Consider the following 26,576-nt stretch of genomic DNA (forward strand, 5'->3'; position numbering starts at 1 on the left):
CGGTAAGGGGCTTCTTGGCCATTAGGCTGGGTCCTGTTGAATGACGCGGTAGCGAATATCGAGCGTATCGCAAAGTTGCGCGAGATTGTCCGGCAACGTGCGTTGCGTGACCAGAACAGCGCCGGGCGTTCGGCCATACAGCGCCTCATAGACTGCACGATATTTGACACACTGAAAAACGCCCCGCCGAAAATCCGCGTCATTGGAAATTCGGGATTTGACTTCGATCACATGGTCGATGGTGTCGGTTCCCACGGCCACGTCCACGACGTCAGCGGACGGAAGGACGAATTCGGTTTCCGCCCAAAGCACCCGGCCACAGTCCGGGATCACTTGCTGGGGATTGTCCAGCACCCACAACCTCAGCGCCGCATGGGCAGCACCTTCTCCGCCGCCGCCCGGCACGGTTGGCGGCTCGACGGCGCCATCGGTATCAACCTGCGGGGGTGGTTGATGTTCGATAGCGGCTTCGTCGATGGGATTCAGGATTTGTGACAGCCGGGCTATCTCGCTTTCGATGCGCTGACGGATCAACTGAAATCCGGCTTCATTCCCGTCGAGCGATCCAAGCCAAGAATAGAAAGTGCTGTTGAGCGAGCGATCACCCTGGGTCAGATCAAGGACACGCTCGACTGGAGGCACGAAAAAGGCGCGGGCAGCCACGACACAATAAATTCCACCGTCATTTGACGGGTGCCGGCGATGAACGCGGAAGCCGTCGCGCATATCGTAAACGAAACGGGCATCCTCATACCAGCCGATCAGCCGCTGCCCCCCGCGCTGCGCATCACGCGACACGAAGGCGATCGTCCAGCCATCCTCCGGGCCGTCACCGGGAAAGGGCGGCTGATCATGAATTGCCCCCGCCTTGCCCTGCTTTCCCTTAATGTAGCCGTAAAATTGCCCGTCATTTGGGTCCGGCGTAAAGTTGAACCGCTCACCCCCATCGCCATCGTTTTCGACGAGAAATCGCATGGCGCCGCCCATTTTACTGTCACTGGGGGACGCGAACCACCCAATCTTTGCCGCCATCAGCATTTCAGTGATCCTTCCCCAACCCCATCCAGCCACGCCGTGATCTTCGCTGCAAATTCGCTCTCGATCGTCCACACATCGGTGAACTCGGCGAACGCCCAGCGGCCCATCGTGCCCAGCGCATTGACGCCGGGGACCCAATAGGTCTGCATCGTCGCGGCCTTGTCCTTCGCGTCCTCCCCGCGATATCCCTTTGTCTCGATTACCAGGTTCAGCGGATCGTCCGCCCCGCGCCCGTCATCCACCCGCACGATGAAATCGGGGCGATAGCGCCGCACTTCGCCGCCGCAGCTATACGGCACTTCGAACCCCAGATTGTGGTTCTTGACCCAGGCGAGGACGCGCGGGTGCCGGTCGAGCACGCGGCACATCTCGCCCTCCCACCCGCTGTCCAGAACGGCGTGGCTGACATGGCAGCGCTCGCCCGTCTCATACACATCGCGGCTGGTATTGAAGCCGACATGGCGCGTGCTGCCCTCTCGGTTATAGGGATCGAGCATGGCGATCACGCGGCCACTGTCGCCCTGTGCCCGCGTGACCGCCGCCATGATCCGATCAGCCACCCAATCGGCAATGTTGTAGTAGAGCAACTGCGCCGGCTGCGTGCCGCCCTTGGTCACCAGATGCTCGGCCATCCAGCGGCGCACGATCGGCTTCATCTGAAGGATCAGGCCGGTGTTCGGCCGCTCGCCATCCGGGGTCATGCGCCGCCGCACAATCCATTCCGCCAGCCGCAGCTGGATCGACGCCATGCGCATGTCCGTAAGGTGATCGAGCGTCAGATTGGCTTCCTCGCCGATGATGCCCGCGTTGACCGTGGTGGTCGCACCGACGATCTCCGGCGTCAGCTCCAATGTGCTGTCGGCCGTGAACTCGGCCGTGATCCGCTCCTGCCCCAATTCGGTGCGATAACCCTCGACGCGGGGGAAGCGGATTTCCGATGCGTCGCGCTCCGGGCTGATCGCGTGGACCCGGACCATGTTCTGCGGCGGGTTGGGCGGCGCTACCACCGGTGCGGCGGTGAAATCGAACGGGATGCCCAGCACATCGGCATATTCGACGGCAAAGTGACCGTCCGCTTGCAGCTGGTAACTCTGCCGACGCAACGCGCGGCCGATCACCTGTTCGCACAACAACTGCGTGCCGAATGCGCGCACGCCGAGCACATGGGTGACGGTGTTGGCGTCCCACCCCTCGGTCAGCATCGAAACCGAAACGACGCAGCGGATATGTTCGCCCAGCGCACCCTTGCGCCCAACGGTATTCATCACCTCGCGCAGGATCGTTGCATCGTCGATCTTCTCCGCCGCCGCACGATCGCCGGTGCGCTGGATCAGCTCGTCCTTGAACCGGGCGATCTCCGGGGCGGCTGCTTCGCGGAACTCGGCGCTGATCGCCTCCCCGCTTTCCAACTGCATGCTGTCGATCAACAGCGTGCGCATCTTGGGCAGTGCAACGCCGTCGGGGTCGAAATTTCGGAACAGCGGGCATTTGCCCTTCATCGGCATGATGGTGCCGTTGGCGTCTTCGATTTCGTAACCGGCGATGTAATCGTGGACCAGCTTCGACGTGGCGGTGTTGTTGCACACCACGATGAACACCGGATCGACGCCAATATTCGCATCGACCCACAGCTGCCGCGTCTTTTCGTAATGCCCGTAAAGGGCGTCGATTGCGGTCAACAGCTCGTTGGGCAGCTTTTGCGGATCAAGCCCCTTTGAGCTGGCCCGCCCCTTTTTGGGCAGCTGCTTGCCGACATGGTCCCATAGGTTGCGGAACATCGGCGTGTCGCCGCCGGGCAGGTTATCCATGATCGGCACACGCGGCAGCTTGACGATGCCGCACTCGATCGCATCCATCAGGCTGAAATCGCTCATCACCCAGCCAAAAAGCGACCCCTCGCGATAGCCGGATCCGCGCAGGAAGAATGGCGTGGCCGACAGGTCATAGACCATGCTGACGCCCAGCTCGCGCTTCACCGCCTCCAGCCCGCTGATCCACAGCCGCGCGGCCTCGTTCGCCTCCTTGGCAGCGGCCAGCTCGTCGCCCTTCAGTTCCTCGCCAGGCAGCGGCGGCCGCTCGCGATAGCAGTGATGCGCCTCGTCGTTCAGCACGACGATGTTCTTCATCCCCATCAGCTCCCCCGCAACGCGGCGGATCATCGCGCCATCGCTCTCGGGCCGCGGATTGGTTGCGAGCGCAGCCTGCTGCACCTTGTTGAGCGGGATCTCATCCTTTTTCTTGAAGGCGTGATAGTTGGTGATCACGATCTTTGCGCGCCCCAGATCGCCGACCATATCCTCGGGCACGATTTCGCGACCCTTGTAATAGCTTTCAGGATCGTTGGGCTGCAGGACGCGCAGCCGATCCTTGATCGTGATGCCCGGCGCCACGATTAGGAAGCCGCGGCTAAACTTTTTGGCGCCGGGGTGGCGCACGGCGTTCAGCGTCTGCCAGGCGATCAACATCGCCATGACGGTCGTCTTGCCCGAACCCGTCGCCAGCTTGAGCGCAAGGCGTAGCAAATCGGGATTGGCAGCGGCATTGGCCGCCTCCAAATGCGCCCAGAAACGCCGGCCCTGCGCGGAGGATCGCGGCGCCACCTCGGTCAGCCAGATGACCGTTTCCACCGCTTCAACCTGGCAGAAAAACGGACGCTGGTGCGCGAAGTCGTGCGTTCGCCAGTGGCGCAGCAGCCGCGCGGTGGTGGGCGTTACCTGCCATTGCGTTTCAGGCAGAGCGCGCCAGCTTTCGACGGCAGATCGTATACCGTTGATCGTCTCAGTCGGGTCGTAGACGTCACCGGCAGCGTCAGCGTAGAGGTCCTCCATCGCCGCAGCCTTGCCGGTCTTTTTCTTCGGCTTGGGGATCGGCGTAGTAAGATCGCTACGGCGGCGCCCCACAACGACCGCGCCACTTGGCTGACCGCTTGAATCCAGAGCCCAGTGCCGTGTCGGGGCTTCATAGGGCGAGTTGAGGATCGGTGATTGAAAGAACGCGCCGCTCAAATTACTATGCTCCCGCCCGAAAAATTACCGATCAACGTGCGTGTCTTGCAAAATATTATTGGCCTATCGCATCTCAGAAATCCAGAAAATGCCGCAAAGATCAACCTGAGATCATGAGAATTCAATGTGTCATTTTAGATATTTGATCATTTCAGCACAATCTTTTTGCGGTTTTTAATGATTGCGCTTACCAAGCCATCTTTCGTTCAATTTTCTTATAAGATCACCCATCCACATCCGGATTTTCACTGCCCAACGCTGCTCCAATCCGCATTGAGATGAATGGCGAGCCGTTGTCAAATCAAGCACTTTCATCGGATCTGGAGTAACTGCCGCTTGGCAGCTTGCGAATTCGGCCGAAAAATGATTTCACTGGTTTATGTCCATGCATCGTAGCTTGTGTCTCAGATGACACAGGCATGTGTTTGTCATAAAGCAATGTTATGAGCGGCGATTGGACCGATGATCAAAACGACGCGATCGTCGCGGACTATTTCGAAATGCTCGCCGACGACGAAGCCGGTCGCCCCTACTCCAAGGCGGAACATAATCGTCGGCTTCAGTCGCAGATCGGGCGACCGCGCGGCTCGATCGAATACAAGCACCAAAACATCAGCGCGGTGCTCAAGGGACTCGGGGAAAGCTGGATTCCAGGATACAAGCCGGCTTTCAATTTCCAAAAGTCACTAGAGGATGCTGTCGCACGCTGGCTTGTAAGCCACCCGTCATGGATTACCGGCGAAAGTCGCCCTGCCCTAATGCCGATTCAATCGCGCGTGCGAAGTGTTGCGCCCCTTTGGATTGGTCCACCACCAACTCACAGCAACGTCCCGCCTCCTGTAGAGCTGGAACAGATGACCGCGATTGCCAACAAGTTTGACGTCGCAGGCCGTGATGCGCGCAACCGTGCGCTTGGTCGCGCCGGTGAGGAAAGGGTAATCGCCCATGAGCGCTTGATCCTAATGAGTGCTAACCGCTCCGACCTTGCCAAACGTGTGCGCTGGGTTTCCAATGAAGATGGCGACGGGGCCGGCTATGATGTCGAAAGCTTCGAGATCGATGGTCGCGCTCGTCTGATCGAAGTGAAGACGACCAACGGCTGGGAGCGCACGCCTTTCTACGTCAGCCGCAACGAACTGGCAGTAGCAGAGAGTAGGCGCTCCGAATGGTGCCTCGTGCGCATTTGGAATTTCGCGCGCGAACCGCGAGCCTTCGAGATACGACCGCCGTTGAGTGCGCACGTTGCGCTAACGCCAACAAGCTTTGTGGCGAGCATGCTTTGAGGCATCACTAACACGATATTGTCAGCATAGCCGATCTGGAAAGTTAGCGAGGTTGGGACTAGTCGCAGGGCGGCCAAGAACCGCACTCACCAAACGTTTCTATATTTCAAAGGGTTGGCAAACAAATAACGGTGCTCTTCAGCCCACAGAAACTCGACCGATCCGTTGCCGATCTCCTGCAAACGCGCATCGATGTTGCGCTTCTCCAAGCTGTCGCGATTATCGGTCCGGTTTCGCCCTTATACTCGACGATGAGCATGCCGCAGCTGCCAGGCTAACCGCCACGCGCTGTCTATTTCCTGTATATTTTTCTGTATATTTTTGTGTGCGATTTTCGCATCAAGTAACTGAATTCCCTAGATTCTTATAATTTGGTCGGGGAGACAGGATTCGAACCTGCGACATCCTGCTCCCAAAGCAGGCGCGCTACCGGGCTGCGCCACTCCCCGACCGGATGGGCGGCATAGCGGCGAAATCGCGGCGGCGCCATCCCCAATCCCGTCTGGTGGGCCCGGCAGGATTCGAACCCGCGACCTAGCCGTTATGAGCGGCCAGCTCTAACCGCTGAGCTACAGGCCCATCAGACGTGGCGGGGGCCTAGCGGAAACGCAGCGGGCCGGGCAAGCCCCGCGTTCAGCGCATCGCATCCATCGTCGCGATCAGCTCCGCCTCGCCGATGGGCGCAACGCCCAGCCGCTCAAGTAGGTCGAACATCGCCGCCCACCATGCGTGAAAGGCGGCAAGGTCGGCGGCATCGCGGACATAGGGGGTATGCCCCGGCACCAGCGATGGCGAGTGGAATGAAAAATTGAGCAGCCGCACGCCGTGATCCACCGCCACCCGCACCGCCTCCAGCGCATCGGCAATCGGCATATCTTCCGGCGTCAGGGCAATCCGGCGCAGTAGCCCCGCCCGCGCCAGCACGCCGCGCGCCAGCGGCACCCGTGCCAGCACCCGCTGCAACCGGCGGCCCCGCGCGCCCAAGCCACCGACAAACACCGTGGTCAGCGGCAGTTCGATCAGGCCCGGCGCGCCGGTGCGGAACGGATGGTTGGAAATGGCACGAAAATCCGGCCCGCCCTCGCCCGAATAATCATAGCGCGAGCGCATCGAGCTATCGATGCGATAGCCGGCGGCGGCAATCAGCGGCAGCGTATCCGACCCCAGCCCATAGCGCCCGGCCCGGAACACGTGCGGGCGGTGGCCGAATGCGGCATGGATACGGTCGGTCAGCGCCGCGATCTTTGCCGCCTGAAGCGCGGGGGGCAGATTGCCCAGAAAGCTGTTGCGGGCGCTGACCGCCTCGTCAAAGGGCGGGTTAACCCAGGGGTGAAGCTGTGCCCCGATCGCGGATCGTCCATCGGCAATCACGCTGCTCAGAATGTCGACCGCGCGGGGATCGTCGGCAACCGGATGGTCGATCAGATAGGTGACGGGCACGCCGCGATCGGCAAACCGGCGATGCGCATCGGGCAGCCCGGCGATCGCCCCGACCGACCGGTTGGCACTGGACAGCGGCGCGCCCCAATCAAACTCCTCCTCGGTATCGACGAACAGGGCAAAGCGCGTGCCGAATGCGCGGGGCAGCCGCAACAGCGCCGCCCGGTCCGGCGCGGACGGGCGATAGGGTTCGGGTTGATCGACCGGGGGTGGAGGACCGTCCACCGTCAGGGATGCGCCGTCCGCTCCATCCCCGGATCATCCGCCGCAGGCAGGCCGAGTGTCAAGCTGTCGGCATCGATAACCAGCGCGCCGCCCAGTTCACCGGACAGGCGGGAGACGAGCCGCAGGGTAAAGCGCGTGCCCAGCGGGGTCAGGTCGTCCGCGCCATCGGCCTCTGCCGCCGCCAGCGCCTCCGGCTCCACGGCCAGGGCGGCAGGGCGGGTAAAGCGGAGCGCAATGCGGCCCGTCGCCACCGCGATCTGATCGATGCGGATCACCTCGCCGGGGCCGCCATGCGCGACCAGCGTCGCGGCCAGCCGGGCAAGCAGCCGTTCAACCGCGCGGCGATCAGCATCGACAAGACCGTCCATCCCGCCCAGCTCGATCCGCGTCCCGCGCAAATCGGCCAGCGGGGCCAGATCGGCGGCAATACCCTGCAACATCGGACCAAGCGCGACCGCGCCGGGATAAAGTTGCAGCGCCTGTCCCTCGATCCGGGCAGACAGGTCCAGATCGTCGATGATGCCGATCAGTTCGCGGGCCTGTTGCCGGATTTCCCCTGCCCGTTCGCGATAGACGGGCGGCACGGGGCCAAGCATCTCGCTTTCGATCAATTCGGCAAAGCCGGTGATCGCCCCCGCCGGCGTGCGCAGTTCATGGACCAGTTCGCGCAGCATCTCGACATCCGCCGGCGACATCGGGGCATCGGCGGGCTCTGCCCGCTCATCCGCCCGCGGCCGCCGCGCGCCGCCCGCAAAGCCGGTGAATCGGCCCGCGACGGGATCGAAAATCGGCATGGCCGATACCAGCCAGTGCCCGGCGGCATCGCTGGACCCGGCAACGAACAGGCGGCTGTTGCGAAAGCTGGACCGTTTGCGCCATGCACCGGCGGCGCTGGCGTCGAACCCGGTATCGCCCGATCCGCCCACCTGACTGAGCGACAGGCCGATCAGCGGCGCGCGATTGACACCTTCCACCACCCGGATCACGCCATTGGCATCGGTTTCGAACCGGAAACCCGATGGCACGGGCGCGCCATGGCTGATGCCCGGTTCCGGTTCGGACGGTGCCTGACGCCGCTGATGCGCGTCGATCAGGGCGACGACATCGGCAATGCGGAACGGGCCGTCCGGGGCGGCAATGGGCGGGGTCGGTGCAGGATCGGCGGCCGGCGCGAACCAGTCCGCAATCGGCGTCGGCTGCGGATCGGCGGATGCGCCCTGTTCCCGGGCGCGCCGCATCGCTTCCGCTACGACGGGGATACCCATCGCGACGCTGGCCAGCGACTGGAACGGCGTCGCGGGCGCACCGGCCACAGGTGCAGGTGTGGCAGGCGGCTCGGCCTCGGCTTCCACCGGCGTTGGGGCGGTTTCGATCTCGGTCAGCGGTGTGACCGGCGTCTCGACAAGCTCGGCATTCATCGCCGCTTCGCGCAGATCGGCCGGGCGGCGGTCATCCAGTACGAAATCGGCCGGGCCAAAGGCGGCAAGCGCACGCTGGACAGCGGCGGACAGGTCGCGGCGGTGCCGCAGCACGGCCCGGCCCGAACCGCCCAGCATCGGCAACAGATCGGTCCATTCCGCATCGGTCAACTGGGCCGCACGCAGCACGGGCAGCGCAACCGCCGGATCGTCGCTGCACAGCAGCCGGACCAGACCCGCAGGCGGCCGGGCATGGGAAAGGCCGCTGGCACTGGCCACACGGACGCCCAGCGGCACCTGATCCCGGATGGTGGACAGGCGGTCCAGCACGGCCGCATCGGCGGGCGCGCGCCCGCGACCGATCAGGTCAACGAGCTGACGCCATGCCGCCGATCGCGCCGTGGGCGTCGACCAGTCTGCGGCAAGCACCGTCGTCAGCGTATCGTCAAAGCGCAAGATGCCACCCGAATGGTCACGCCGGCCAATCCCGACGGCAAGATTTCCTTAACTGGTTCCGCCATCCCCACAAGGCGGTGTTTTTGGCACGTCGCATAGTGGGACAATTGCGTTGCGGCGTAATTATCTTATGCTGCGGATGGGGCGTGCGACAGAATCGCTGCCCTTCAATGGAGTATTGCGAATGGCGTTCGACCGGATCGACCGGCAGATCATGGCGTTGCTGCAGGAACAGGGCCGAATGACCAATGTCGAACTGGCCGAACGGGTCGGGCTGACGGCACCGCCCTGCCTGCGCCGCGTGCGCGCGCTGGAGGAAGCGGGCGTCATCCGGGGCTATCATGCCGAACTGGATCCGGTGGCACTTGGTCATCCGATCACCGTGTTCGCACTGGTCAGCCTGCGCAGCCAGGCCGAATCCGATCTGGCCGCGTTCGAACAGCATATCGCCGCCATTCCCGAAGTGCGCGAATGCCATATGCTGAATGGCGAAATCGACTTCATCCTGAAAATCGTGGCGACGGACCTGAAGGGGTTTCAGGAATTGCTGACCACCCGGCTGACGACCGCGCCCAATGTGACCAGCGTCAAGACGTCGCTGACCATCCGCACGTCCAAGCATCTGCCCGGCATTCCGGTCTAGCCATTCCGCGTCCGGCCTATGGCCGGGCGGACGGCTTTTCGCGACGAGCCCCTCTGAAACAGCAAGGGCCGGACAGCGGTGTGTCGCTGCCCGGCCCTGCTCTTCATCCGGACGTCGATCAGGCGGCGGCTGGCGCCCCTGCCTTGGTGTCCAGATACAGCGTCCAGAACGCGGCCAGTTCGGCCATCGGCGTGCCGTTCAGCGCGGTAAAGCTGGTCTTGGCGGCGGCCATGTCGCCGGCCTGGGCCTGGGCGATGCCCAGACGCAGACGGGTCTGCGGCTCTTCCACTCCGCCCTTTTGCAGGGCCAGCTGATACAGCTCGACGGCCTTTGCCGCCTGACCCTGGGCCATGAAGCCATTGGCGGCCAGCGCGGCCAGACGGCCGTTCTGGGCGCTGCGCCCTTCCTTTTCCAGAGACGCCAGCGAGCTGTCGGTGGCAATGCCCTGCTTGGCCGACGCCAGGATGGACTTGGCATCGGCGTTGCCCGCCGGGATCTTGCCCGTGCGCTGACCTTCCTCGATCACCGCGACCGCTTCATGGCGCAGGCCAAGCCGCGACGCTTCGTCGGCATAGATGATATAATCCGCCTCACCGGCCAGCGCGTTGGTGGCGCGCATCAGGCGGTACAGGTCGATCCGCTGGTTGCGAGCGGCCGGCGTGTCGCCGCTGGCCTGAGTCTGACGATAGGTCAGCAGCATGGTGCGCCAGTTTTCGGGCTTCGGATAATCGGAAACCAGGCGGCGGATCCACGCATTGGCCGCCTGCGGCTTGTTCGCTGCCTGCAACTTGCCATAGGCATAGCGGTACCACGTGTCGGGCACCGGCTGGCCGGACGCCTTGGTCGCCTTAACCGCCGTGTCGATTTCGGCAACGCCGCCCTCGACATCGCCCGAATCGATCAGCGCCGTACCCAGCTTCAGCGGCAGGTTGGGATCGGGATAGCCCAGTTCCCGCGCCTTGCGCAGGAACGGCAGGGCTTCGGCCGGCTTCTTCTGGTTCAGAGCCGCCATGCCGCGGGAGAAATTATACGCCGCCAGGTTTTCCGGCGTCGTCTTGGGGCTGGTCATCAGATAGTCCAGCGCCTGGCTGACCCATGCCGGATCCTTCTTCAGCTCGCCGATCTTCAACCGGATCTGCTCGTTGATGAAGCGTTCGTCCTCGTTCGACACAGCCGCATTGGCCAGCGCGAACTGCGCCTCAGCGGTCGGAATGTCCTTTGCCGTGGCGGCGGTGTCGGCGGCCAGCGCGGGCACCCGGAACGCCTCGGTAATCTTGGGCGCGGCGGGCTTTGCCTCTTCCTTCTTGTTGCGCTGCGCTTCGACGGGCGCGGTGGTCATGACGGCAGAGGCACCGATCGCCAGAACCGTGGCCAGGGCGGCCTTCGAAACCAGTTTCATCCTGTCAATCTCCTATGGCGCTCCGGCCTGGGGGTGCCGGGGGCTGGGATGCTCTATCGGCCGCTTTCGCGCGGTTCAAGCGCGGGCGATCACATTCATGCCGTGACGGCGATAGGCTGAACCAAAATTGAATGAACGGCCATTCGGTTCCCTGTCGCGGGCACATTGTTCCGATGCTTTGACCCGGCGGCGGGTTGGCGTTAGGCGCTGTGCCATGCTTGCCATGATTTCCCCCGCCAAGACGCTGGATTTCGACAGCCCCCTGCCCCACCCCGCCACGACCCGCCCGGTCTTTGCCGAACAGGCAGAGGTGACGGCGCGCGGCGCGGCCCGGCTGGGCGCGCCGAAACTGGGCGCGCTGATGCACATTTCCGACAAGCTGGCCCGGCTGAACGCCGAACGGTTCCGCGACTTTGCCGACGCACCGGAGCGTCCCGCGCTGTTTGCCTTTGCCGGCGATGTCTATCGCGGGTTCGAGGCGAAGTCGCTGGAGCCGGAGGCGGTCGGCTTTGCCCAGGATCATGTCCGCATCCTGTCCGGTCTGTACGGCCTGCTGCGCCCGCTGGATGCGATGCGGCCCTATCGCCTCGAAATGGGCACCCGCTGGGCGCCGGGCCGGTCAAAGGACCTTTATGCCCTGTGGGGCGACCGCGTGGCGGAACAGATCGCCGCGGACGCAGCGGCGGTGGACAGCGATGTGGTGCTCAACCTCGCCAGCCAGGAATATTGGAAAGTGGCCGAGGGGCGCCTGCCCGGCCATCTGCGCGTTATCACCGTGGATTTCCGGGAAGACGGCCCGGACGGCCCGCGCTTCATCAGCTTCAATGCAAAGGTCGCACGCGGCCTGATGGCCCGCTGGATGTGCGAACATCGCATCACCGATGCCGATGCGCTGAAATCCTTTGACCTTGACGGGTATCGCTTCGTCGCCGGCGACAGCAGCGACGATGTTTGGCGGTTCCAGCGCACGCGCCGGGCAGAGGCGGCATGAGCATCGCGGTCGTCATCGGCGCATCGGGCGGCATCGGCGGCGCGATCGAAGCGGCGCTGAAGGAAGAGGGCAGCCATGCCCATGTCATCGGCCTGGCCCGGTCGCGCAGCGGGCCGGATCACCTCGACCTGCTGGACGAGGGCAGCATCGCCGCCGCCGCCGAACGGGTAAAGGCGATCGGCGCACCGGACCTGGTGTTCGTCGCCACCGGCATGTTGAGCGAGGGGGAGCGCGGCCCGGAAAAGGCGATACGCGACCTGAACGCCGAATGGCTGGCGCGCGTTTATGCCATCAACACCATCGGCCCGGCGCTGGTCGCCAAGCATTTCCTGCCGCTGTTGCCCCGCGAAGGGCGCCCGGTCTTTGCCGCCCTGTCCGCCCGCGTCGGATCGATCGGCGATAACCGGCTGGGCGGCTGGCACGGCTATCGCGCGTCAAAGGCGGCTCTGAACATGATGATCCGCAATTTCGCGATCGAGGCGAAGCGGCGCAGCGAACGCAGCGTCGTGGTCGGCCTGCACCCCGGCACGGTGGACACCGGCCTGTCACGGCCGTTCCAGGGCAATGTCGCGCCGGGTAAGCTGTTCGATCCCGAACGCGCGGCGCTTCAGCTGCTGGACGTGATCGACGGCCTGAAACCGCAGGACAGCGGCAAGTGCTTTGCCTGGGACGGGGCCGAAATCCCGTTCTGATCGCGGCGGGCGCCCGCCATCCGCCGTCCGCGCATCCCCGGCCCGTCCGGCGATGCCGCCCCCTTACGTCCCGGCGCTTGGCATGGGCGCGTTGGGGGTCTAAGACGGTCATTGAACCGAAACATCCCGAAAGTGTCGCAAATTGACCGACGAGACCATCCTCGCCGACCCTTCCGATATCACACCGATCAGCATCGTCGACGAGATGCGGTCGAGCTATCTCGACTACGCCATGTCGGTCATCGTTGCCCGCGCCCTGCCGGACGTGCGCGATGGCCTGAAACCCGTGCATCGCCGCATCCTTTATGCGGCGCAGGAGGGTGGCTATCTGGCCAACAAGCCCTATCGCAAGTCGGCCCGTCTGGTCGGCGACGTGATGGGCAAATACCATCCGCACGGCGACAGCTCGATCTACATGGCCATGGCGCGCATGGCGCAGGACTGGTCGATGCGCGTCCCGCTGATCGATGGTCAGGGCAATTTCGGGTCGATGGACCCCGATATGCCCGCCGCGATGCGCTATACCGAGGCGCGGCTGGCAAAGGTGGCGGGCGCGCTGCTTGACGATATCGACAAGGACACGGTCGATTTTCAGGACAATTACGACGGCTCGGAAAGCGAGCCGACGGTCCTGCCGGCCCGGTTTCCCAATCTGCTGGTCAACGGCGCGGGCGGCATCGCGGTCGGCATGGCCACCAACATCCCGCCGCACAATCTGGGCGAGGTGATCGATGCCTGCCTCGCCTATATCGCCAATGGCGCGATCACGGTCGAGGAACTGACCGAAATCGTCCCCGGCCCCGATTTCCCCACCGGCGCGCTGATCCTGGGCCGGTCCGGCTGCCGCAACGCCTATCACACCGGGCGCGGTTCGATCATCGTGCGGTGCCGCCACACCATCGAACAGCGCGGCGAACGCCGCTCGATCGTCCTGACCGAAATCCCGTTTCAGCAGGGCAAGAGCGCCCTTGTCGAAAAGATCGCAGAGGCGGCCAAGGAAAAGCGGGTCGAGGGCATTGCCGACATCCGCGACGAATCCAGCCGCGAGGGCGTGCGGATCGTCATCGACCTGAAGCGCGATGCGACGCCCGATGTCGTCCTTAATCAGCTGTGGCGCAACACGCCCGCGCAAAGCAGCTTCCCGGCCAATATGCTGGCCATCCGCAGCGGCCGCCCGGAACTGTTGAACCTGCGCGACATCATCGAGGCGTTCGTCAAGTTCCGCGAGGAAGTGATCACCCGCCGGTCCAAGTTCGAACTGGCCAAGGCGCGGGACCGGGCGCACATCTTGCTGGGCCTGGTCATCGCAGTGTCGAACCTGGACGAGGTGGTGCGGATCATCCGCGGATCGCCAAGCCCGGTGGTCGCGCGCGAACGGCTGCTGGTCCGCGAATGGCCGATCGGCGACATCGCGCCCTATCTGCGCCTGGTCGAAGCGACGGTCAGCGACGAGGGCGCAACCGTCTATCGCCTGTCCGACATTCAGGTGCGGGCGATCCTGGACCTGCGCCTCCACCGCCTGACCGCGCTGGGCCGGGACGAAATCGGCGACGAGCTGGCCAAGCTGGCCGAGGTGATTGGCGAGCTGCTGGAAATCCTGGGCAACCGGGCACGCCTGTATGAGGTGATGGTCGAGGAACTGACCGCGGTGCGCGATGCTTACGCAACGCCGCGCCGCACCGAAATCACCGCCGCTGCCGACGGGATCGAGGACGAGGACCTGATCGAGCGCGAGGACATGGTCGTCACCGTGACCATGGAGGGGTATATCAAGCGGACCCCGCTCGCCACCTTCCGCGCCCAGGCACGCGGCGGCAAGGGCCGCGCGGGCATGGCGACCAAGGACGAGGATGCGGTCACCAATCTGTTCGTGACCAGCACGCACACGCCCGTCCTGTTCTTTTCCACCCATGGCCGCGTCTATCGCATGAAGGTGTGGAAACTGCCGGAAGGCGGACCCGCCACGCGCGGCCGCCCGATGGTCAACCTGTTGCCGCTGGCCAAGGACGAAACGATCAGCACCGTCCTGCCCCTGCCCGAGGACGAGGCGGAATGGGGCAAGCTGCACGTCATGTTCGCCACGGCCAAGGGCAGCGTGCGTCGCAATTCCATGGACGCATTCACCAACGTGCCGACGGCCGGCAAGATCGCGATGAAGTTTGAAGGGGACGATGCCGACGACAAGCTGATCGGCGTGGCATTGCTGGAAGAAGGCGACGACGTGCTGCTCGCCAGCCGCGACGGCAAGGCGATCCGTTTCCCCGGCGAGGATGTGCGCGAGTTTCAGAGCCGCGCCTCCACCGGCGTGCGCGGCATGACGCTGAAACCCGGCGACGAGGTGATTTCGCTGTCGATCCTCCACCGCTCCGGCGCCAGCCCCGAAGAGCGCGAGGAATATCTGCGCTTCGCCCCGTGGAAGCCGGAGCGCGAGGGCGAGCCGTCCCTGCCCGCCGATCGCATGACCGCGATGGCCGAACGGGAACAGTTCATCCTGACCATCTGCGCCAATGGCTATGGCAAGATGAGCTCCGCCTATGAATATCGCCGCACCGGACGCGGGGGTCAGGGGATCACGAACATCGACAACATCGCCCGCAACGGCCCTGTCGTCGCCAGCTTCCCGGCCACCACCGACCAGCAGCTGATGCTGGTTACCGATCAGGCCAAGCTGATCCGGATGCCGCTGTCCTCGCTGCGCGTCATCGGGCGCGGGTCGGCGGGCGTGCGCCTGTTCAACGTGGCCGAGGGCGAGCACGTGGTCGGCGCGGCCCGCATCGACGATGACGAGGAACCGGAAACCCCGGCCGAAGCGATCATTGCCGAGGAACTGGCCAATCCGCCTGCCGCCGATCCCGACAAGACGATCGAGGTGGATGACGGCACGGGCACTGCATCGGACGGGGACGACGCGTGACGCACCCGACCACGGCGTACAAGGTGCTGACGGCGTCGCAGATGGCGGCGCTGGCCGAAAACCGGTTCGACGGCGCGCCGATCGACATTACCGACGGCTATATCCACCTATCGACCGACGATCAGGTCACGGAAACGGTGGACCGGCATTTTGCGGGCCAGACGCATCTGTGGATCGCCGCGGTCGACCTGTCCGCGCTCGGCAGCGCAATTCGGTGGGAGGAATCGCGCGGCGGCGCGCTGTTCCCGCACCTCTATGGCCGGTTGACCCACGCCCCGGTGCTGGCCGCCGCCCCGCTGCGTCGCGGTGCGGATGGCCGGGTGATCCTGCCCGCCTGATGCCCCGCCCGGCCTGACCTGCGCCTGGCCGACCGCCGCATCCGGGAACCATCGGCGCCTGATACGAAAAACGACCCGGTGCCGCGTGGGCACCGGGTCGCTTTCAATCGCCGTCCGCTGGATCAGCGATGCAGGTCGAAGCGGTCAGCCTCCATCACCTTGACCCACGCCTTGACGAACGCCTTGACGAAGTGCGGCTCGCCATCGCTCTGGCCGTAAACCTCGGCCTGGGCGCGCAGCACCGAGTTGGATCCAAACACCAGGTCGACACGGGTGCCCGACCACTTGGCCTCGCCCGTGACGCGGTCCTTGGCATGGAACACGCCTTCATCGTCGTTCGACGACTCCCACTTCGACGTGAAGCTGGCGCCGAGCAGGTTGACGAAGAAATCGTTGCTCAGCGTGCCGACACGGTCCGTGAACACCCCGTGCGGGCTGTCATTGGTGTTGGCACCCAGCACGCGCAGACCGCCAACCAGCGCCGTCATTTCCGGCATGGTCAGGCCAAGCAGATTGGCCCGGTCGACCAGGTTTTCCTCCAGCGTCCGCACCGGCTGATGCCCGGCATAGTTGCGGAAACCGTCGAACACCGGCTCCAGCGGCTTGAAGCTGTCGGCATCGGTCATCTCATCCGTCGCGTCGGTGCGACCCGGCGTGAACGGCACGTCGATGGTGTGACCGGCCGCCTTGGCCGCCGCCTCGACCGCCGCACAGCCGCCCAGCACGATCAGGTCGGCGATGCTGACCTTCTTGCCGCCAACGGCATTGGCGTCGAATTCGGCCTTGATGCCCTCGATCACCGACAGCGCCTTGGCCAGCTCGGCCGGCTCGTTCACCGCCCAGTCCTTTTGAGGGGCAAGGCGGATGCGCGCACCATTGGCACCGCCGCGCTTGTCGGATGCGCGGAAGGTAGCAGCCGAAGCCCAGGCCGTCTTGACCAGGCGCGAGATGGACAGGCCGCTGTTCAACAGCTTCTGCTTCAGCGCGGCAATATCCGCACCGTCGATCAGCGGGTGATCGACCGCCGGCACCGGATCCTGCCAGATGCGCGGTTCCTTGGGCGCATCGGGACCCAGCAGCCGCTCGACCGGACCCATGTCGCGGTGGGTCAGCTTGTACCATGCCTCGGCAAAGGCCTTGGCGAATTCGTCCGGGTTCTCATAGAACCGGCGCGAAATCTTTTCATAGGCCGGGTCGAACCGCAGCGACAGGTCGGTCGTCAGCATGGTCGGGCGGTGGAACTTGCCGGGCACGTGGGCGTCCGGCACGTCCTCTGCCGCGTCCTTGGCCACCCACTGATGCGCGCCGGCCGGGCTCTTGGTCAGCTCCCACTCATGCTCGAACAGGTTCTTGAAGTAGAGGTTGGTCCACTTGGTCGGCTCCTGCGTCCAGGTGACTTCCAGGCCGCTGGTGATGGTGTGTTCCGAATGGCCCTTGCCGAAGCTGTTCGACCATCCGAACGCCTGCGCCTCAAGCGCCGCGCCCTCCGGCTCCGGCCCGACATATTCCTCCGGGTTCGCCGCGCCATGCGTCTTGCCAAAGGTATGGCCACCCGCGATCAGCGCGACGGTTTCCTCGTCGTTCATCGCCATCCGGCCAAAGGTTTCGCGGATGTCGTGCGCCGCCGCCAGCGGATCGGGATTGCCGTTCGGCCCTTCCGGATTGACGTAGATCAGGCCCATCTGCACCGCGCCCAGCGGGTTCTCCAGCTCACGCTCGCCCGAATAACGACCGGTATCGGCCAGCCATTCGCGCTCGGGGCCCCAATAGACGTCCTCTTCCGGTTCCCACACATCGGCGCGGCCGCCGCCGAACCCGGCGGTCTTGAACCCCATCGATTCCAGCGCGACGTTGCCGGTCAGGACGAGCAGATCGGCCCAGCTCAGCGCGCGGCCATATTTCTGCTTGATCGGCCACAGCAGCATCCGCGCCTTGTCCAGGTTGGCATTGTCCGGCCAGCTGTTGAGCGGGGCGAACCGCTGCTGACCCGCGCCCGCACCGCCGCGACCATCGCCGATGCGATAGGTGCCGGCCGCGTGCCAGGCCATACGGATGAACAGCGGGCCGTAATGGCCGAAATCCGCCGGCCACCAGGGCTGGCTGTCGGTCATCAGCGCGGAGATGTCGGCCTTGACGGCTTCCAGGTCCAGCTTGCTGAACGCTTCGGCATAATCGAAATCCTCGCCCATCGGATCGACGAGCGGCGAATTCTTGTTGAGGATCGAAAGATCGACCTGATGCGGCCACCACAGCCGGTTGGTCATGCCAAACAGGACGGCGTTACCGTCCATTTCATTGCCGTGCATGGGGCATTTCGATTCGACGTTCATGGCTCCTCCAGTCGTCTTGCCTGATTTATCCTGTCATCAAGATCGTGCGGGCCGCTGACGAGGTCCAATCAGGAAATCGCATCAGAGTAATCGAACATCGTCGATCAGCCGGCGGCACGAGTCTCGCTGGGTTGCAAGGCTGCGCCTCGAACATGACGGCTGCAAGTCCGGCTGAGGCAGGGACTATCAAAATGGCGATATTCGCATTATCTGCGCGCCGATCATGGCAACCATCCTTCCCGAGCCGCCCCGCGTGGGCATGGTGTCGCTCGGCTGTCCCAAGAACCTTGTCGACAGCGAACGCATCCTGACCAAATTGCGCAGCGATGGCTATCAGCTCTCGCCCGATTACGCGGGCGCGGACGTTGTGCTGGTCAACACCTGCGGCTTTCTGGACAGCGCGAAGGAAGAATCGCTGGAGGCGATCGGCGAGGCGCTGGCCGAAAACGGCCGGGTCATCGTAACCGGTTGCATGGGCAAGGAAGCTGACGTGATCCGCGACCGGTTCCCCAACGTGCTGGCGATCACGGGCGCGCACGAATATGAACAGGTGGTCGGCGCGGTGCATCAGGCCGCACCGATGCCGCCCTCTCCCTTCGTCAACCTGGTGCCCGAACAGGGGCTGAAGCTTACGCCGCGGCACTACAGCTATCTGAAGATTTCAGAGGGCTGCAACCACCGCTGCGCCTTCTGCATCATTCCGTCGCTCCGCGGCGATCTGGTCAGCCGGCGGCCCGACGCGATCCTGCGCGAGGCGGAAAAGCTGGTCGCGGCCGGGACGCGCGAACTGCTGGTCATCAGCCAGGATACCTCTGCCTATGGCGTGGATATCCGAAAGGAACCGCGCGCGTGGAAGGGGCGCGACGTGGTGCCCCACATGACCGATCTGGCCCGCGAACTGGGCCAGCTGGGGGCATGGGTGCGGCTGCACTATGTCTATCCCTATCCCCATGTCGATCAGGTCATCCCGCTGATGGCCGAGGGGCTGGTGCTCCCCTATCTCGACATTCCGTTTCAGCATGCCAGCCCGTCGGTGCTGCGCGCGATGCGCCGCCCGGCGAACGAGGCAAAGGTGCTGGAGCGCATCCGCGGATGGCGGGAAATCTGCCCGGACATCGCGATCCGGTCCACCTTCGTCGTCGGCTTTCCCGGCGAGACGGAGGCGGATTTCGAATATCTGATGGAATGGCTGGCCGAGGCGCGGCTGGACCGGGTCGGCGCATTCCGGTTCGAACCCGTTGCCGGTGCGGCGGCGAACGACCTGCCCGATCCGGTGCCGGAAGCGGTCAAGGAAGAACGCTATGCCCGCCTGATGGAACTGACGGCGCGCATTTCGTCGGAAAAGCTGGCGGCAAAGGTCGGGCGGACGCTGGACGTCATCATCGACGCGGTGGACGAAGATGGCGGCGCGACGGGCCGGTCGATGGCGGACGCGCCGGAAATCGACGGCGAGGTATTCCTGCGCGATGCAGCCCATTTGACCGTCGGCGATATTGTGCCCGTCACGATCGAGGACGCCGACGATCACGATCTGTACGGCGTGCCTGCCTGAACCAACTTCCCCCTTACTTTCGGCGGGAAATGGCTTAGCGTTCCGGGTGCAGGGGGGCTGCACCCGTTCGAGTCGCGGCCGGACAGTTGGGGGGAGGATGCGATATGACCGTTAAACTGCGCTGGGCCGCATGGCTGACCGCCATCGCATCGCCGATGCTGCTGGGTCAGAGCGGCGGGCCAGAGGCGACCCTGTACCGCGACCTTGGCTATCGCGGACCGGCTGTCGCGGTTCAGGAGGCACAGCCCAATCTGCGCCTGTCCTGGCCGGTGACCAGCATCCGCGTGACGCGCGGCCGATGGCAGCTGTGCGCAGAACCCAACTATCGCGGCACCTGCATCACCGTTGACCGCAGCGAACCGAACATCGCCGGGCGGCTGGGGCCGCGCAGCGCGCTGCAATCCATGCGGCCCATGGGTGGCGGCGGAGGTGGCGGCGGCGGCGACACCGGCAATCCCGGCCCGTCGCTGCGCGGCATGGCATCGGAATTCTTCCCCGCCCCGCGCCGGTTCGGCGAACGCATCCCGGCCTGTGCGCGCGGCAGCGCCACGACGCAGTGCGCAGCGACTACGGCCGACACATTCTGCCGCCAACGCGGCTGGACCGGATCAGCGCGTGAGGCGCTGGAAACCGTCAGCCGCCGGGTGATGCTGGCGGACGTGCTGTGCACGCGGACCGGATACTGACCTGAACCATCCTTGGGGGGAGGAGTGACCATGAAACTGCGGATCATCGCGGCGCTAGCGGGCATGGGGATGCTGGCCGGATGTATGCAGCCGATCGGCACGCCGGGCGGCAGCAGCTTTTACGAATGCAGTCAGGGCACGCGCCTGCGCGTCGATTATCGCGATCGGGGCGCGATCGTGCGGGTCAACGACAGCCAGACCATCGTGATGCGCGCCGCCGCCTCGCTTCAGGGCGAAAGCTATGAAGGTCTGGCCGGTCAGCGGCTCCAGCGGAACGGCAGCAGTGTTCAGTGGAACACGGCCGCCCGCACCGCACCCGAAACCTGTCGGCAAATCGCAGTCCCGCGCTGATCTGGCCAAAATCGGTCATCCATCCTAGCTAAAGCGGGATGACCGATTTCAACGCCCTGCTGCAGCCCGATCGCGGCCAGCCCGCCCGCACCATCCATGTCGTCCGACCGGAGGCCTGGGACGCCTGGCTGTCGGCCCAGCCGCCGCGCATCCGCGCCACCGTCGCCGCGCATCGGCTGGCCGGAAAGCCGGGCAATCGCGCCGTCCTGCCCGGCGAGGGAGCAGAGGACTGGTCGATGCTGCTGGTCTGTGACGAGGCGGAAACATCGCCCTGGCGCATCGCGTCGCTGGGCGAACAGTTGCCGGAGGGCAGCTATCGCCTGGCCGATGGCGAACCGGGCGCGGCGATGCTCGGCTGGGCGCTCGCCCAGCACCGGTTCGACGCCTATCGAAAGGACCCCGCCCCCGCCGGTCCCCGCGTCCTGTTGACCGGCGAACCCGCCCGGATCGCTGAGACGGTTGCGCTGGCCGAGGCGGTGGCCATGGTCCGCGATCTGGTCAACACGCCCGCCGCCGACCTTGGCCCGGCGGAACTGGAATCGGCGACGCGCGCGCTGGCCGACCGGCATGGCGCCAGCGTCACGGTGACGCAGGGGATCGATCTGGAACGCGGTTATCCGATGATCCATGCCGTCGGTCAGGCGGCGGCGCGTGGCCGTGAGCCGCGCCTCATTGAGCTGGAATGGGGCAATCCCGCCCATCCGCGCATCGCCGTGATCGGCAAGGGCGTGGTGTTCGATTCGGGCGGCCTCAATATCAAACCGGGCAGCGCGATGGCGCTGATGAAAAAGGATATGGGCGGTGCCGCCCATGCGCTGGCGCTGGCCACGCTGATCCTTAGCCAGCGGCTGCCCGTGCGCCTGCACCTGCTGATCCCGGCGGTGGAAAACGCGATAGCGGGCAATGCCTTCCGCCCAGGCGACGTCCTGAAAACGCGCAAGGGGATTACAGTCGAAAACACCAATACCGATGCCGAGGGTCGGCTGATCCTGGGCGATGCGCTGGTCCGGGCGGCGGAGGGCGAACCGGTGCTGATGCTGGATTTTGCGACGCTGACCGGCGCGGCGCGCGTGGCGCTGGGGCCGGATTTGCCCGCCACCTTCGTCAATGACGATGCGCTGGCGGCGGATCTGATGGCGGCGGCGGGTACCGCGCACGACCCGCTATGGCGACTGCCGCTATGGGACGGGTATGACGAGATGCTGCGGTCCGACATTGCCGACATGGTCAATGCGCCGGAAGGCGGCATGGCCGGGGCGGTCACCGCCGCGCTGTTCCTGCGGCGCTTTGTCCCCGCCACCATCCCCTGGGCGCATCTCGACACCTTTGCCTGGCGCCCCGCCCCCCGCCCCGGCCGGCCAAAGGGCGGGGAGGCACTGGGCCTGCGGGCCGCATGGACCATGCTGAAGGGGCGGTTCGGCTGACCGCCCCGGTCGGGGATCAGCGGGTCACAGCGCCGCCGCCGCCTCGATGATCGGCACGAACTTTTCGGCGGTCAGGCTGGCCCCGCCGACCAGTGCGCCGTCGACATTCTCCACCGCCAGCAGGCTCGCGGCATTGGCGCCCGTCACCGACCCGCCATACAGGATGCGGATGGTGTCGGCCGCATCGCCGACCATCTGGCGCAGCTTGGCGCGGGCGATGGCGTGGATGCTCGCGATCTGATCCGTGGTCGGCGTCCGGCCGGTGCCGATCGCCCAGCGCGGCTCATAGGCCAGCGTAAACCAGCTGCCGTCCGCGCCCTCCGGCACCGATTTCTCGATCTGCGCCTGCACCACGCGCTCGGCGCGGCCCGCATCCCGCTCCGCCTCAGTCTCGCCGCAGCACAGGATCACGGACAGGCCGTGGCGACGCGCCGCCGCCGCCTTTGCCCAGGCATCGTGGCTCGTCTCGTTCTGATCCGCGCGGCGTTCGCTATGCCCGACGATCACGGTGCGCGCCCCGATTTCGGCCAGCATCGCAGCGGAGATGCAGCCGGTATGCGCGCCCCTGTCATTCTCATGACAATCCTGCGCACCGATGGTCAGTGCCGGCGCGGCGGCCACAGCCGCCTCGATCAGGGTAAAGGGCAGGCACAGCGCGACGTCCACATTCGTATGCAACGCCGAAGCCGATGCGATCCCCGTCACCTGGGGCAGGTCGCCCTTCATCCCGAACATCTTCCAGTTGCCGGCCACCAGCTTGCGTCGCGTCATCGTCACCAAACCCCCTTACGCACGTGATTGCCGACCGCGATAGCGCCCCCCGCGTTGCGCGCAACCTTGAAGGCGGCGGAAACTGCGCCTAGAGCCTGCGGCGGTTCCCTGGCTATACGATTGGTACGCCTCCATGCTTTCCGGCCTGCGCCGCCTGATCAATTCCGTCTGGGGCAAGCTGTTCGCGCTTGTCTTCCTCGTCGTCATCGGGCTGGCCTTTGCGCTTGCCGATATCGGCAATGTGCGCACCGGCGGGGCCGCAACGGGCGATGCGGTGGCCAGCATCGACGGCACCAGGATCACGGATACCGACCTGCAAAAGGCGGTGCGCAACGCGCTGACCCAGGCACGGATGAGCAATCCGACGCTGGACATGGACCGGCTGATCCAGGCGGGCGGGGTCAAGGACATTGTCGATGGCCTGATCGCCAATGCCGCGCTGGCCGCGCTTGGCAAGGATCTGGGGATGCATGTCGGGGAAAAGGCGATTGACGGCGAAATCGCCAGCGCGCCGGTGTTCCGCGGGCTGGACGGCAAGTTCGATCAGGCCGCGCTGGACCGGTTCCTGTCCGACCGGGGCATCACGCTGGACGAGCTGCGCCGCGATATCGGCAACGGCATCATGCGCGACTGGCTGACCGGGCCGACGGTCGGCGCAACGCAGATCCCGAACAAGGTCGCCCTGCCCTACGCCTCTCAGGTGCTGGAACAGCGCCGGGGCCAGGCCGGTTTCGTGCCGATCCAGGCGTTCGGCATGGGCGCGCCGCCGACCGATGCGGAACTGCTGGCCTTTTTCGGCCGCAACCGGGCGCGCTACACCATCCCGGAACGCCGCGCCGTCCGCTATGCGCGGGTTCAGGCCGATGCCCTGCGCCAATCGATCACGATCAGCGACGCCGATGTGCAAAAGGCCTATTCAGGCGCGGGCCAGCGGTTCGCCGCCAGCGAAAAGCGCAGTTTCGGACAGGTCATCGCCGCCGATCAGGCAACGGCACAGCGCATCGCAACCGCGGTCAAGGGCGGTCAGACGCTGGCCGCCGCCGCACAGGCTGCGGGGCTGGAGGCCAGCACGCTGACCGATCTGGATCGCGCCGCGCTGGTCGGGCAAAGCGCCGATGCGGTCGGCGCTGCCGCCTTTGGCGCGGCGGACAAGGCGCTGGTCGGCCCGGTGCAGTCGCCGCTTGGCTGGCACGTCCTGCGCGTTGAAAAGATAACCCGCGTGCCGGGCCAGACGCTGGCTCAGGCACGCGAGGCACTGGTCAAGGAACTGACCGACCAGCGGCTGGCCGACCGGCTGAACCAGATTCAGGACAAGGTGAATGACGGCATCACCGCCAATGGCACGTTCGACGAAATCGTCGCCGATGCCAAGCTGACCGCAGAGCGCACCGCGCCGCTGCTGGGCAATGGCGTCGATCCCGAAAAATCGGGTGAGGCGCCCGATCCCCTGTCGGCGGAACTCGCCAAGGCCGCTTTTGCGGTCAATCAGGGCGATGCGCCGCAGATCGTGCCGCTGGGTCAGGACGGGTCGTTCGCGCTGATCGTGCTGGACCGGGTGGTGGAAGCCGCGCCCCCGCCGCTGGCCCGGATTCAAGAGGCTGTGCGACGCGACTTCATCGTCGACCGTGCGCTGACCCGCGCGCGCCAGACGGCGGCGGCCATCGTCCGCAAGGTCGAAGGCGGCGCGACCCTGGCCGACGCCTTTGCCTCGGCCGGCGTCACCCTGCCCAAGCCGGAACCGGTCAGTGCATCGCGCCTGCAGCTGCTCGCCATCCAGCAGCAGAATCAGGGCCGCGTGCCTGCGCCCCTGTCGCTGATGTTCTCCATGGCCCCCAAAAAGGCCAAACTGACCCAGGAAGAGGCAAAGCGCGGTTATTACGTCGTCTATCTGGACGCGATCCAGCGCGGCGATGCCACTGGCAACCAGCAGCTGATCGAACGTCGCCGGGCAGAGCTGGCGCAGACATCGGGCGGCGAACTGGTTCAGCAATTTGCCCGCGCGGCCCAGGCAAAGGCCGGCGTCACCCGCAATCAGGCGACGATCGACCGCGTCACCAATGCGCTGCGTTCGGGCGGTTCGGCCGGAGCCGCTGCCCAGTGATCCACGGGCAGGCGGAAGCACGCGCGGCGCTGGCGGCCGGCCGCCCCGCCCTGTTGTGGCGGACGGCGGTGGCCGACACCGAAACGCCGGTTGGCGCGGCGCTCAAGCTGATCGAGCCGGGGCGCGGCGATTTCCTGCTGGAATCGGTTGAGGGCGGGGCCGTGCGCGGGCGGCACAGCCTGATCGGGCTGGCCCCCGATCTGGTGTTCCGCGCGTCCGGCAACGCGGCAGAGGTGAACCCCCATTGGACCACCGACCGCGCGGCATTCCGGCCCCATCCGTTGCCCACGCTCGATGCGCTGCGCGATCTCGTCGCCGCTTGCCGGATGGACGTGCCCGCTGCCCTGCCGCGCGCTCTGGCGTGCCTTGTCGGCTATTTCGCCTATGAAACGGTGGGTCTGGTGGAAAAACTGCCCCGGCCCGCGCCCAACCCGGTCGGCGTGCCGGACATGATCTTTGTCCGCCCCACCGTCATCCTGATCTTCGACCGGCTGGCCGACAGCCTGTTCCTGGTCGCACCCGTCTGGCCGGACAGCGACACCGATCCGGCCCGGACCATCGAACGTGCGGTGGAACGGATCGACGCGACCGCCGCCCGGCTGGCCAGCGCACCGCCGGCGCCGGAGCCGCGTGCTGCCGAACTGGACGCGGTGATTCAGCAACCGGTCCTGCCCGATGGCGCCTATCGGGCGATGGTGGCGCGGGCGAAGGACTATATCGTCGCGGGCGACATCTTTCAGGTGGTGCTGGCGCAGCGGTTCACCGCGCCCTTTCCGCTGCCGCCCATCGAACTCTATCGGTCGCTTCGGCGGATCAACCCCTCGCCGTTTCTCTATCACCTCGACCTGCCCGGCTTTGCGCTGATCGGGTCCAGCCCCGAGATCCTGGTGCGGGTGCGCGATGGCGAAGTCACGATCCGGCCCATCGCGGGAACGCGGCCGCGCGGCGCGACAGGGGCAGAGGATGCCGCCAATCGCAAGAGCCTGCTCGACGATCCAAAGGAACGCGCCGAACATCTGATGCTGCTGGACCTTGGTCGCAACGATGTCGGCCGGGTGGCGGCGGCGGGGACGGTCAAGGTTACCGACAGCTACATGGTCGAATTCTACAGCCATGTGATGCACATCGTGTCCAACGTCACCGGCCGGCTGTCGCCGGACCATGACGCGATCGACGCGCTGTTCGCCGGATTTCCGGCGGGCACCGTGTCCGGTGCGCCAAAGGTGCGGGCGTGCGAGATCATCGCCGAACTCGAACCGGAAACGCGCGGGCCCTATGCCGGCGGCGTCGGCTATTTCAGCCCGGACGGATCGATGGACAGCTGCATCGTGCTGCGCACTGCCCTGGTCAAGGATGGCGTGATGCACGTTCAGGCCGGCGCAGGCATCGTGGCGGACAGCGATCCCGCCTATGAACAGCGGGAGTGCGAGGCGAAATCCGGCGCGCTGTTCGCCGCTGCCCGCGACGCCATCGCCCGCGCGCAAGAGGCCGGGTTCGGACAATAGGCCGCGGCCTGCGC

General features: G+C 65.5%; 20 protein-coding genes and 2 tRNA genes. 12 read left to right on the top strand and 10 right to left on the bottom strand.

All coding sequences use genetic code 11. From position 1 onward, the window contains the following. Nucleotides 1-21: 21 nt before the first annotated feature. Together NYR55_RS04305 and NYR55_RS04310 are read right to left on the bottom strand one after the other, a co-directional pair. Entirely contained in the window at nt 22-1,038 is a 1,017-nt protein-coding gene (locus NYR55_RS04305) for a hypothetical protein (protein ID WP_260019989.1), read from the bottom strand. Beyond that, nucleotides 1,032-3,938, bottom strand: a complete 2,907-nt coding sequence (locus NYR55_RS04310; protein ID WP_260019990.1) for a DEAD/DEAH box helicase family protein — start codon at nt 3,936-3,938, stop codon at nt 1,032-1,034. Before NYR55_RS04310 ends, NYR55_RS04305 begins: the two co-directional genes overlap by 7 nt. Before the next feature lie 548 nt (nt 3,939-4,486). On the opposite strand from NYR55_RS04310, the gene NYR55_RS04315 reads away from it, so the two are divergent. Next, nucleotides 4,487-5,326, top strand: coding sequence for a DUF3883 domain-containing protein (locus NYR55_RS04315; RefSeq protein WP_260019991.1), 840 nt, complete (start codon nt 4,487-4,489; stop codon nt 5,324-5,326). A gap of 86 nt (nt 5,327-5,412) precedes the next feature. Here the strand turns inward: NYR55_RS04315 and NYR55_RS04320 are convergent, their stop codons facing one another. From NYR55_RS04320 to NYR55_RS04340, 5 genes are all read right to left on the bottom strand, one after another. Continuing rightward, nucleotides 5,413-5,535, bottom strand: coding sequence for a hypothetical protein (locus NYR55_RS04320; protein ID WP_260019992.1), 123 nt, complete (start codon nt 5,533-5,535; stop codon nt 5,413-5,415). A gap of 163 nt (nt 5,536-5,698) precedes the next feature. Then, nucleotides 5,699-5,775, bottom strand: a tRNA-Pro gene (locus tag NYR55_RS04325). Nucleotides 5,776-5,829: 54 nt separating this feature from the next. Beyond that, nucleotides 5,830-5,905: transfer RNA gene (locus NYR55_RS04330), tRNA-Ile, on the bottom strand. Nucleotides 5,906-5,959: 54 nt separating this feature from the next. Next, nucleotides 5,960-6,991, bottom strand: coding sequence for a polysaccharide deacetylase family protein (locus NYR55_RS04335; protein ID WP_260019993.1), 1,032 nt, complete (start codon nt 6,989-6,991; stop codon nt 5,960-5,962). 2 nt (nt 6,992-6,993) lie between these two features. Further along, nucleotides 6,994-8,865 carry a histidine kinase dimerization/phospho-acceptor domain-containing protein gene (locus NYR55_RS04340; RefSeq protein ID WP_260019994.1) on the bottom strand — a complete coding sequence of 624 codons (1,872 nt, stop codon included), beginning with the start codon at nt 8,863-8,865 and terminating at the stop codon, nt 6,994-6,996. A gap of 184 nt (nt 8,866-9,049) precedes the next feature. Here NYR55_RS04340 and NYR55_RS04345 point away from each other — a divergent pair, with 184 nt between their 5' ends. Then, complete coding sequence (locus tag NYR55_RS04345; protein ID WP_260019995.1) at nt 9,050-9,508, top strand: Lrp/AsnC family transcriptional regulator; 459 nt, start codon at nt 9,050-9,052, stop codon at nt 9,506-9,508. Between the two features lie 118 nt (nt 9,509-9,626). Here NYR55_RS04345 and NYR55_RS04350 read toward each other — a convergent pair whose 3' ends face one another. After that, complete coding sequence (locus NYR55_RS04350; protein WP_260019996.1) at nt 9,627-10,907, bottom strand: hypothetical protein; 1,281 nt, start codon at nt 10,905-10,907, stop codon at nt 9,627-9,629. Between the two features lie 214 nt (nt 10,908-11,121). Between NYR55_RS04350 and yaaA the strand changes: the two genes are divergently transcribed. The 4 genes from yaaA to NYR55_RS04370 all read left to right on the top strand — a co-directional run bounded on the left by yaaA (nt 11,122) and on the right by NYR55_RS04370 (nt 15,842). Then, entirely contained in the window at nt 11,122-11,898 is a 777-nt protein-coding gene (gene yaaA, locus NYR55_RS04355) for a peroxide stress protein YaaA (protein ID WP_260019997.1), read from the top strand. Continuing rightward, nucleotides 11,895-12,590 carry an SDR family NAD(P)-dependent oxidoreductase gene (locus NYR55_RS04360; RefSeq protein ID WP_260019998.1) on the top strand — a complete coding sequence of 232 codons (696 nt, stop codon included), beginning with the start codon at nt 11,895-11,897 and terminating at the stop codon, nt 12,588-12,590. Before yaaA ends, NYR55_RS04360 begins: the two co-directional genes overlap by 4 nt. A gap of 142 nt (nt 12,591-12,732) precedes the next feature. Continuing rightward, nucleotides 12,733-15,504: a DNA gyrase subunit A gene (gene gyrA / locus NYR55_RS04365; protein WP_260019999.1), complete on the top strand. Its 2,772-nt coding sequence runs from the start codon at nt 12,733-12,735 to the stop codon at nt 15,502-15,504. A gap of 41 nt (nt 15,505-15,545) precedes the next feature. Continuing rightward, the gene (locus tag NYR55_RS04370; protein WP_260021550.1) at nt 15,546-15,842 is read left to right on the top strand and encodes a DUF952 domain-containing protein; all 297 of its coding nucleotides are present in this window, start codon (nt 15,546-15,548) and stop codon (nt 15,840-15,842) included. Nucleotides 15,843-15,964: 122 nt separating this feature from the next. Here the strand turns inward: NYR55_RS04370 and katG are convergent, their stop codons facing one another. After that, the gene (gene katG / locus NYR55_RS04375) at nt 15,965-18,172 is read right to left on the bottom strand and encodes a catalase/peroxidase HPI (RefSeq protein ID WP_260020000.1); all 2,208 of its coding nucleotides are present in this window, start codon (nt 18,170-18,172) and stop codon (nt 15,965-15,967) included. A 223-nt stretch (nt 18,173-18,395) separates the two neighbouring features. Between katG and rimO the strand changes: the two genes are divergently transcribed. The 4 genes from rimO to NYR55_RS04395 all read left to right on the top strand — a co-directional run bounded on the left by rimO (nt 18,396) and on the right by NYR55_RS04395 (nt 22,185). Beyond that, nucleotides 18,396-19,724, top strand: coding sequence for a 30S ribosomal protein S12 methylthiotransferase RimO (rimO, locus tag NYR55_RS04380; protein WP_260020001.1), 1,329 nt, complete (start codon nt 18,396-18,398; stop codon nt 19,722-19,724). A 104-nt stretch (nt 19,725-19,828) separates the two neighbouring features. Next, entirely contained in the window at nt 19,829-20,410 is a 582-nt protein-coding gene (locus NYR55_RS04385) for a beta/gamma crystallin family protein (RefSeq protein WP_260020002.1), read from the top strand. A gap of 30 nt (nt 20,411-20,440) precedes the next feature. After that, a complete protein-coding gene (locus tag NYR55_RS04390) occupies nt 20,441-20,761 on the top strand; it encodes an MliC family protein (protein WP_260020003.1) in 321 nt (106 codons plus the stop codon). 38 nt (nt 20,762-20,799) lie between these two features. Continuing rightward, nucleotides 20,800-22,185 (top strand): leucyl aminopeptidase family protein, encoded by a 1,386-nt coding sequence (locus NYR55_RS04395; protein WP_260020004.1) that lies wholly within the window; start codon nt 20,800-20,802, stop codon nt 22,183-22,185. Between the two features lie 24 nt (nt 22,186-22,209). Here NYR55_RS04395 and tpiA read toward each other — a convergent pair whose 3' ends face one another. Continuing rightward, complete coding sequence (gene tpiA / locus NYR55_RS04400) at nt 22,210-22,956, bottom strand: triose-phosphate isomerase (protein WP_260021552.1); 747 nt, start codon at nt 22,954-22,956, stop codon at nt 22,210-22,212. 133 nt (nt 22,957-23,089) lie between these two features. Here tpiA and NYR55_RS04405 point away from each other — a divergent pair, with 133 nt between their 5' ends. Together NYR55_RS04405 and NYR55_RS04410 are read left to right on the top strand one after the other, a co-directional pair. After that, on the top strand, nt 23,090-25,057 hold the full coding sequence (locus tag NYR55_RS04405; protein ID WP_260020005.1) for a peptidylprolyl isomerase: 1,968 nt from the start codon (nt 23,090-23,092) through the stop codon (nt 25,055-25,057). Further along, complete coding sequence (locus NYR55_RS04410) at nt 25,054-26,562, top strand: chorismate-binding protein (protein ID WP_260020006.1); 1,509 nt, start codon at nt 25,054-25,056, stop codon at nt 26,560-26,562. The genes NYR55_RS04405 and NYR55_RS04410 overlap by 4 nt, the downstream gene beginning before the upstream one ends. Nucleotides 26,563-26,576 lie beyond the last annotated feature (14 nt).

The sequence above is a fragment of the Sphingomonas sp. BGYR3 genome (assembly GCF_025153455.1).
Taxonomy (GTDB): Bacteria; Pseudomonadota; Alphaproteobacteria; order Sphingomonadales; family Sphingomonadaceae; genus Sphingomonas.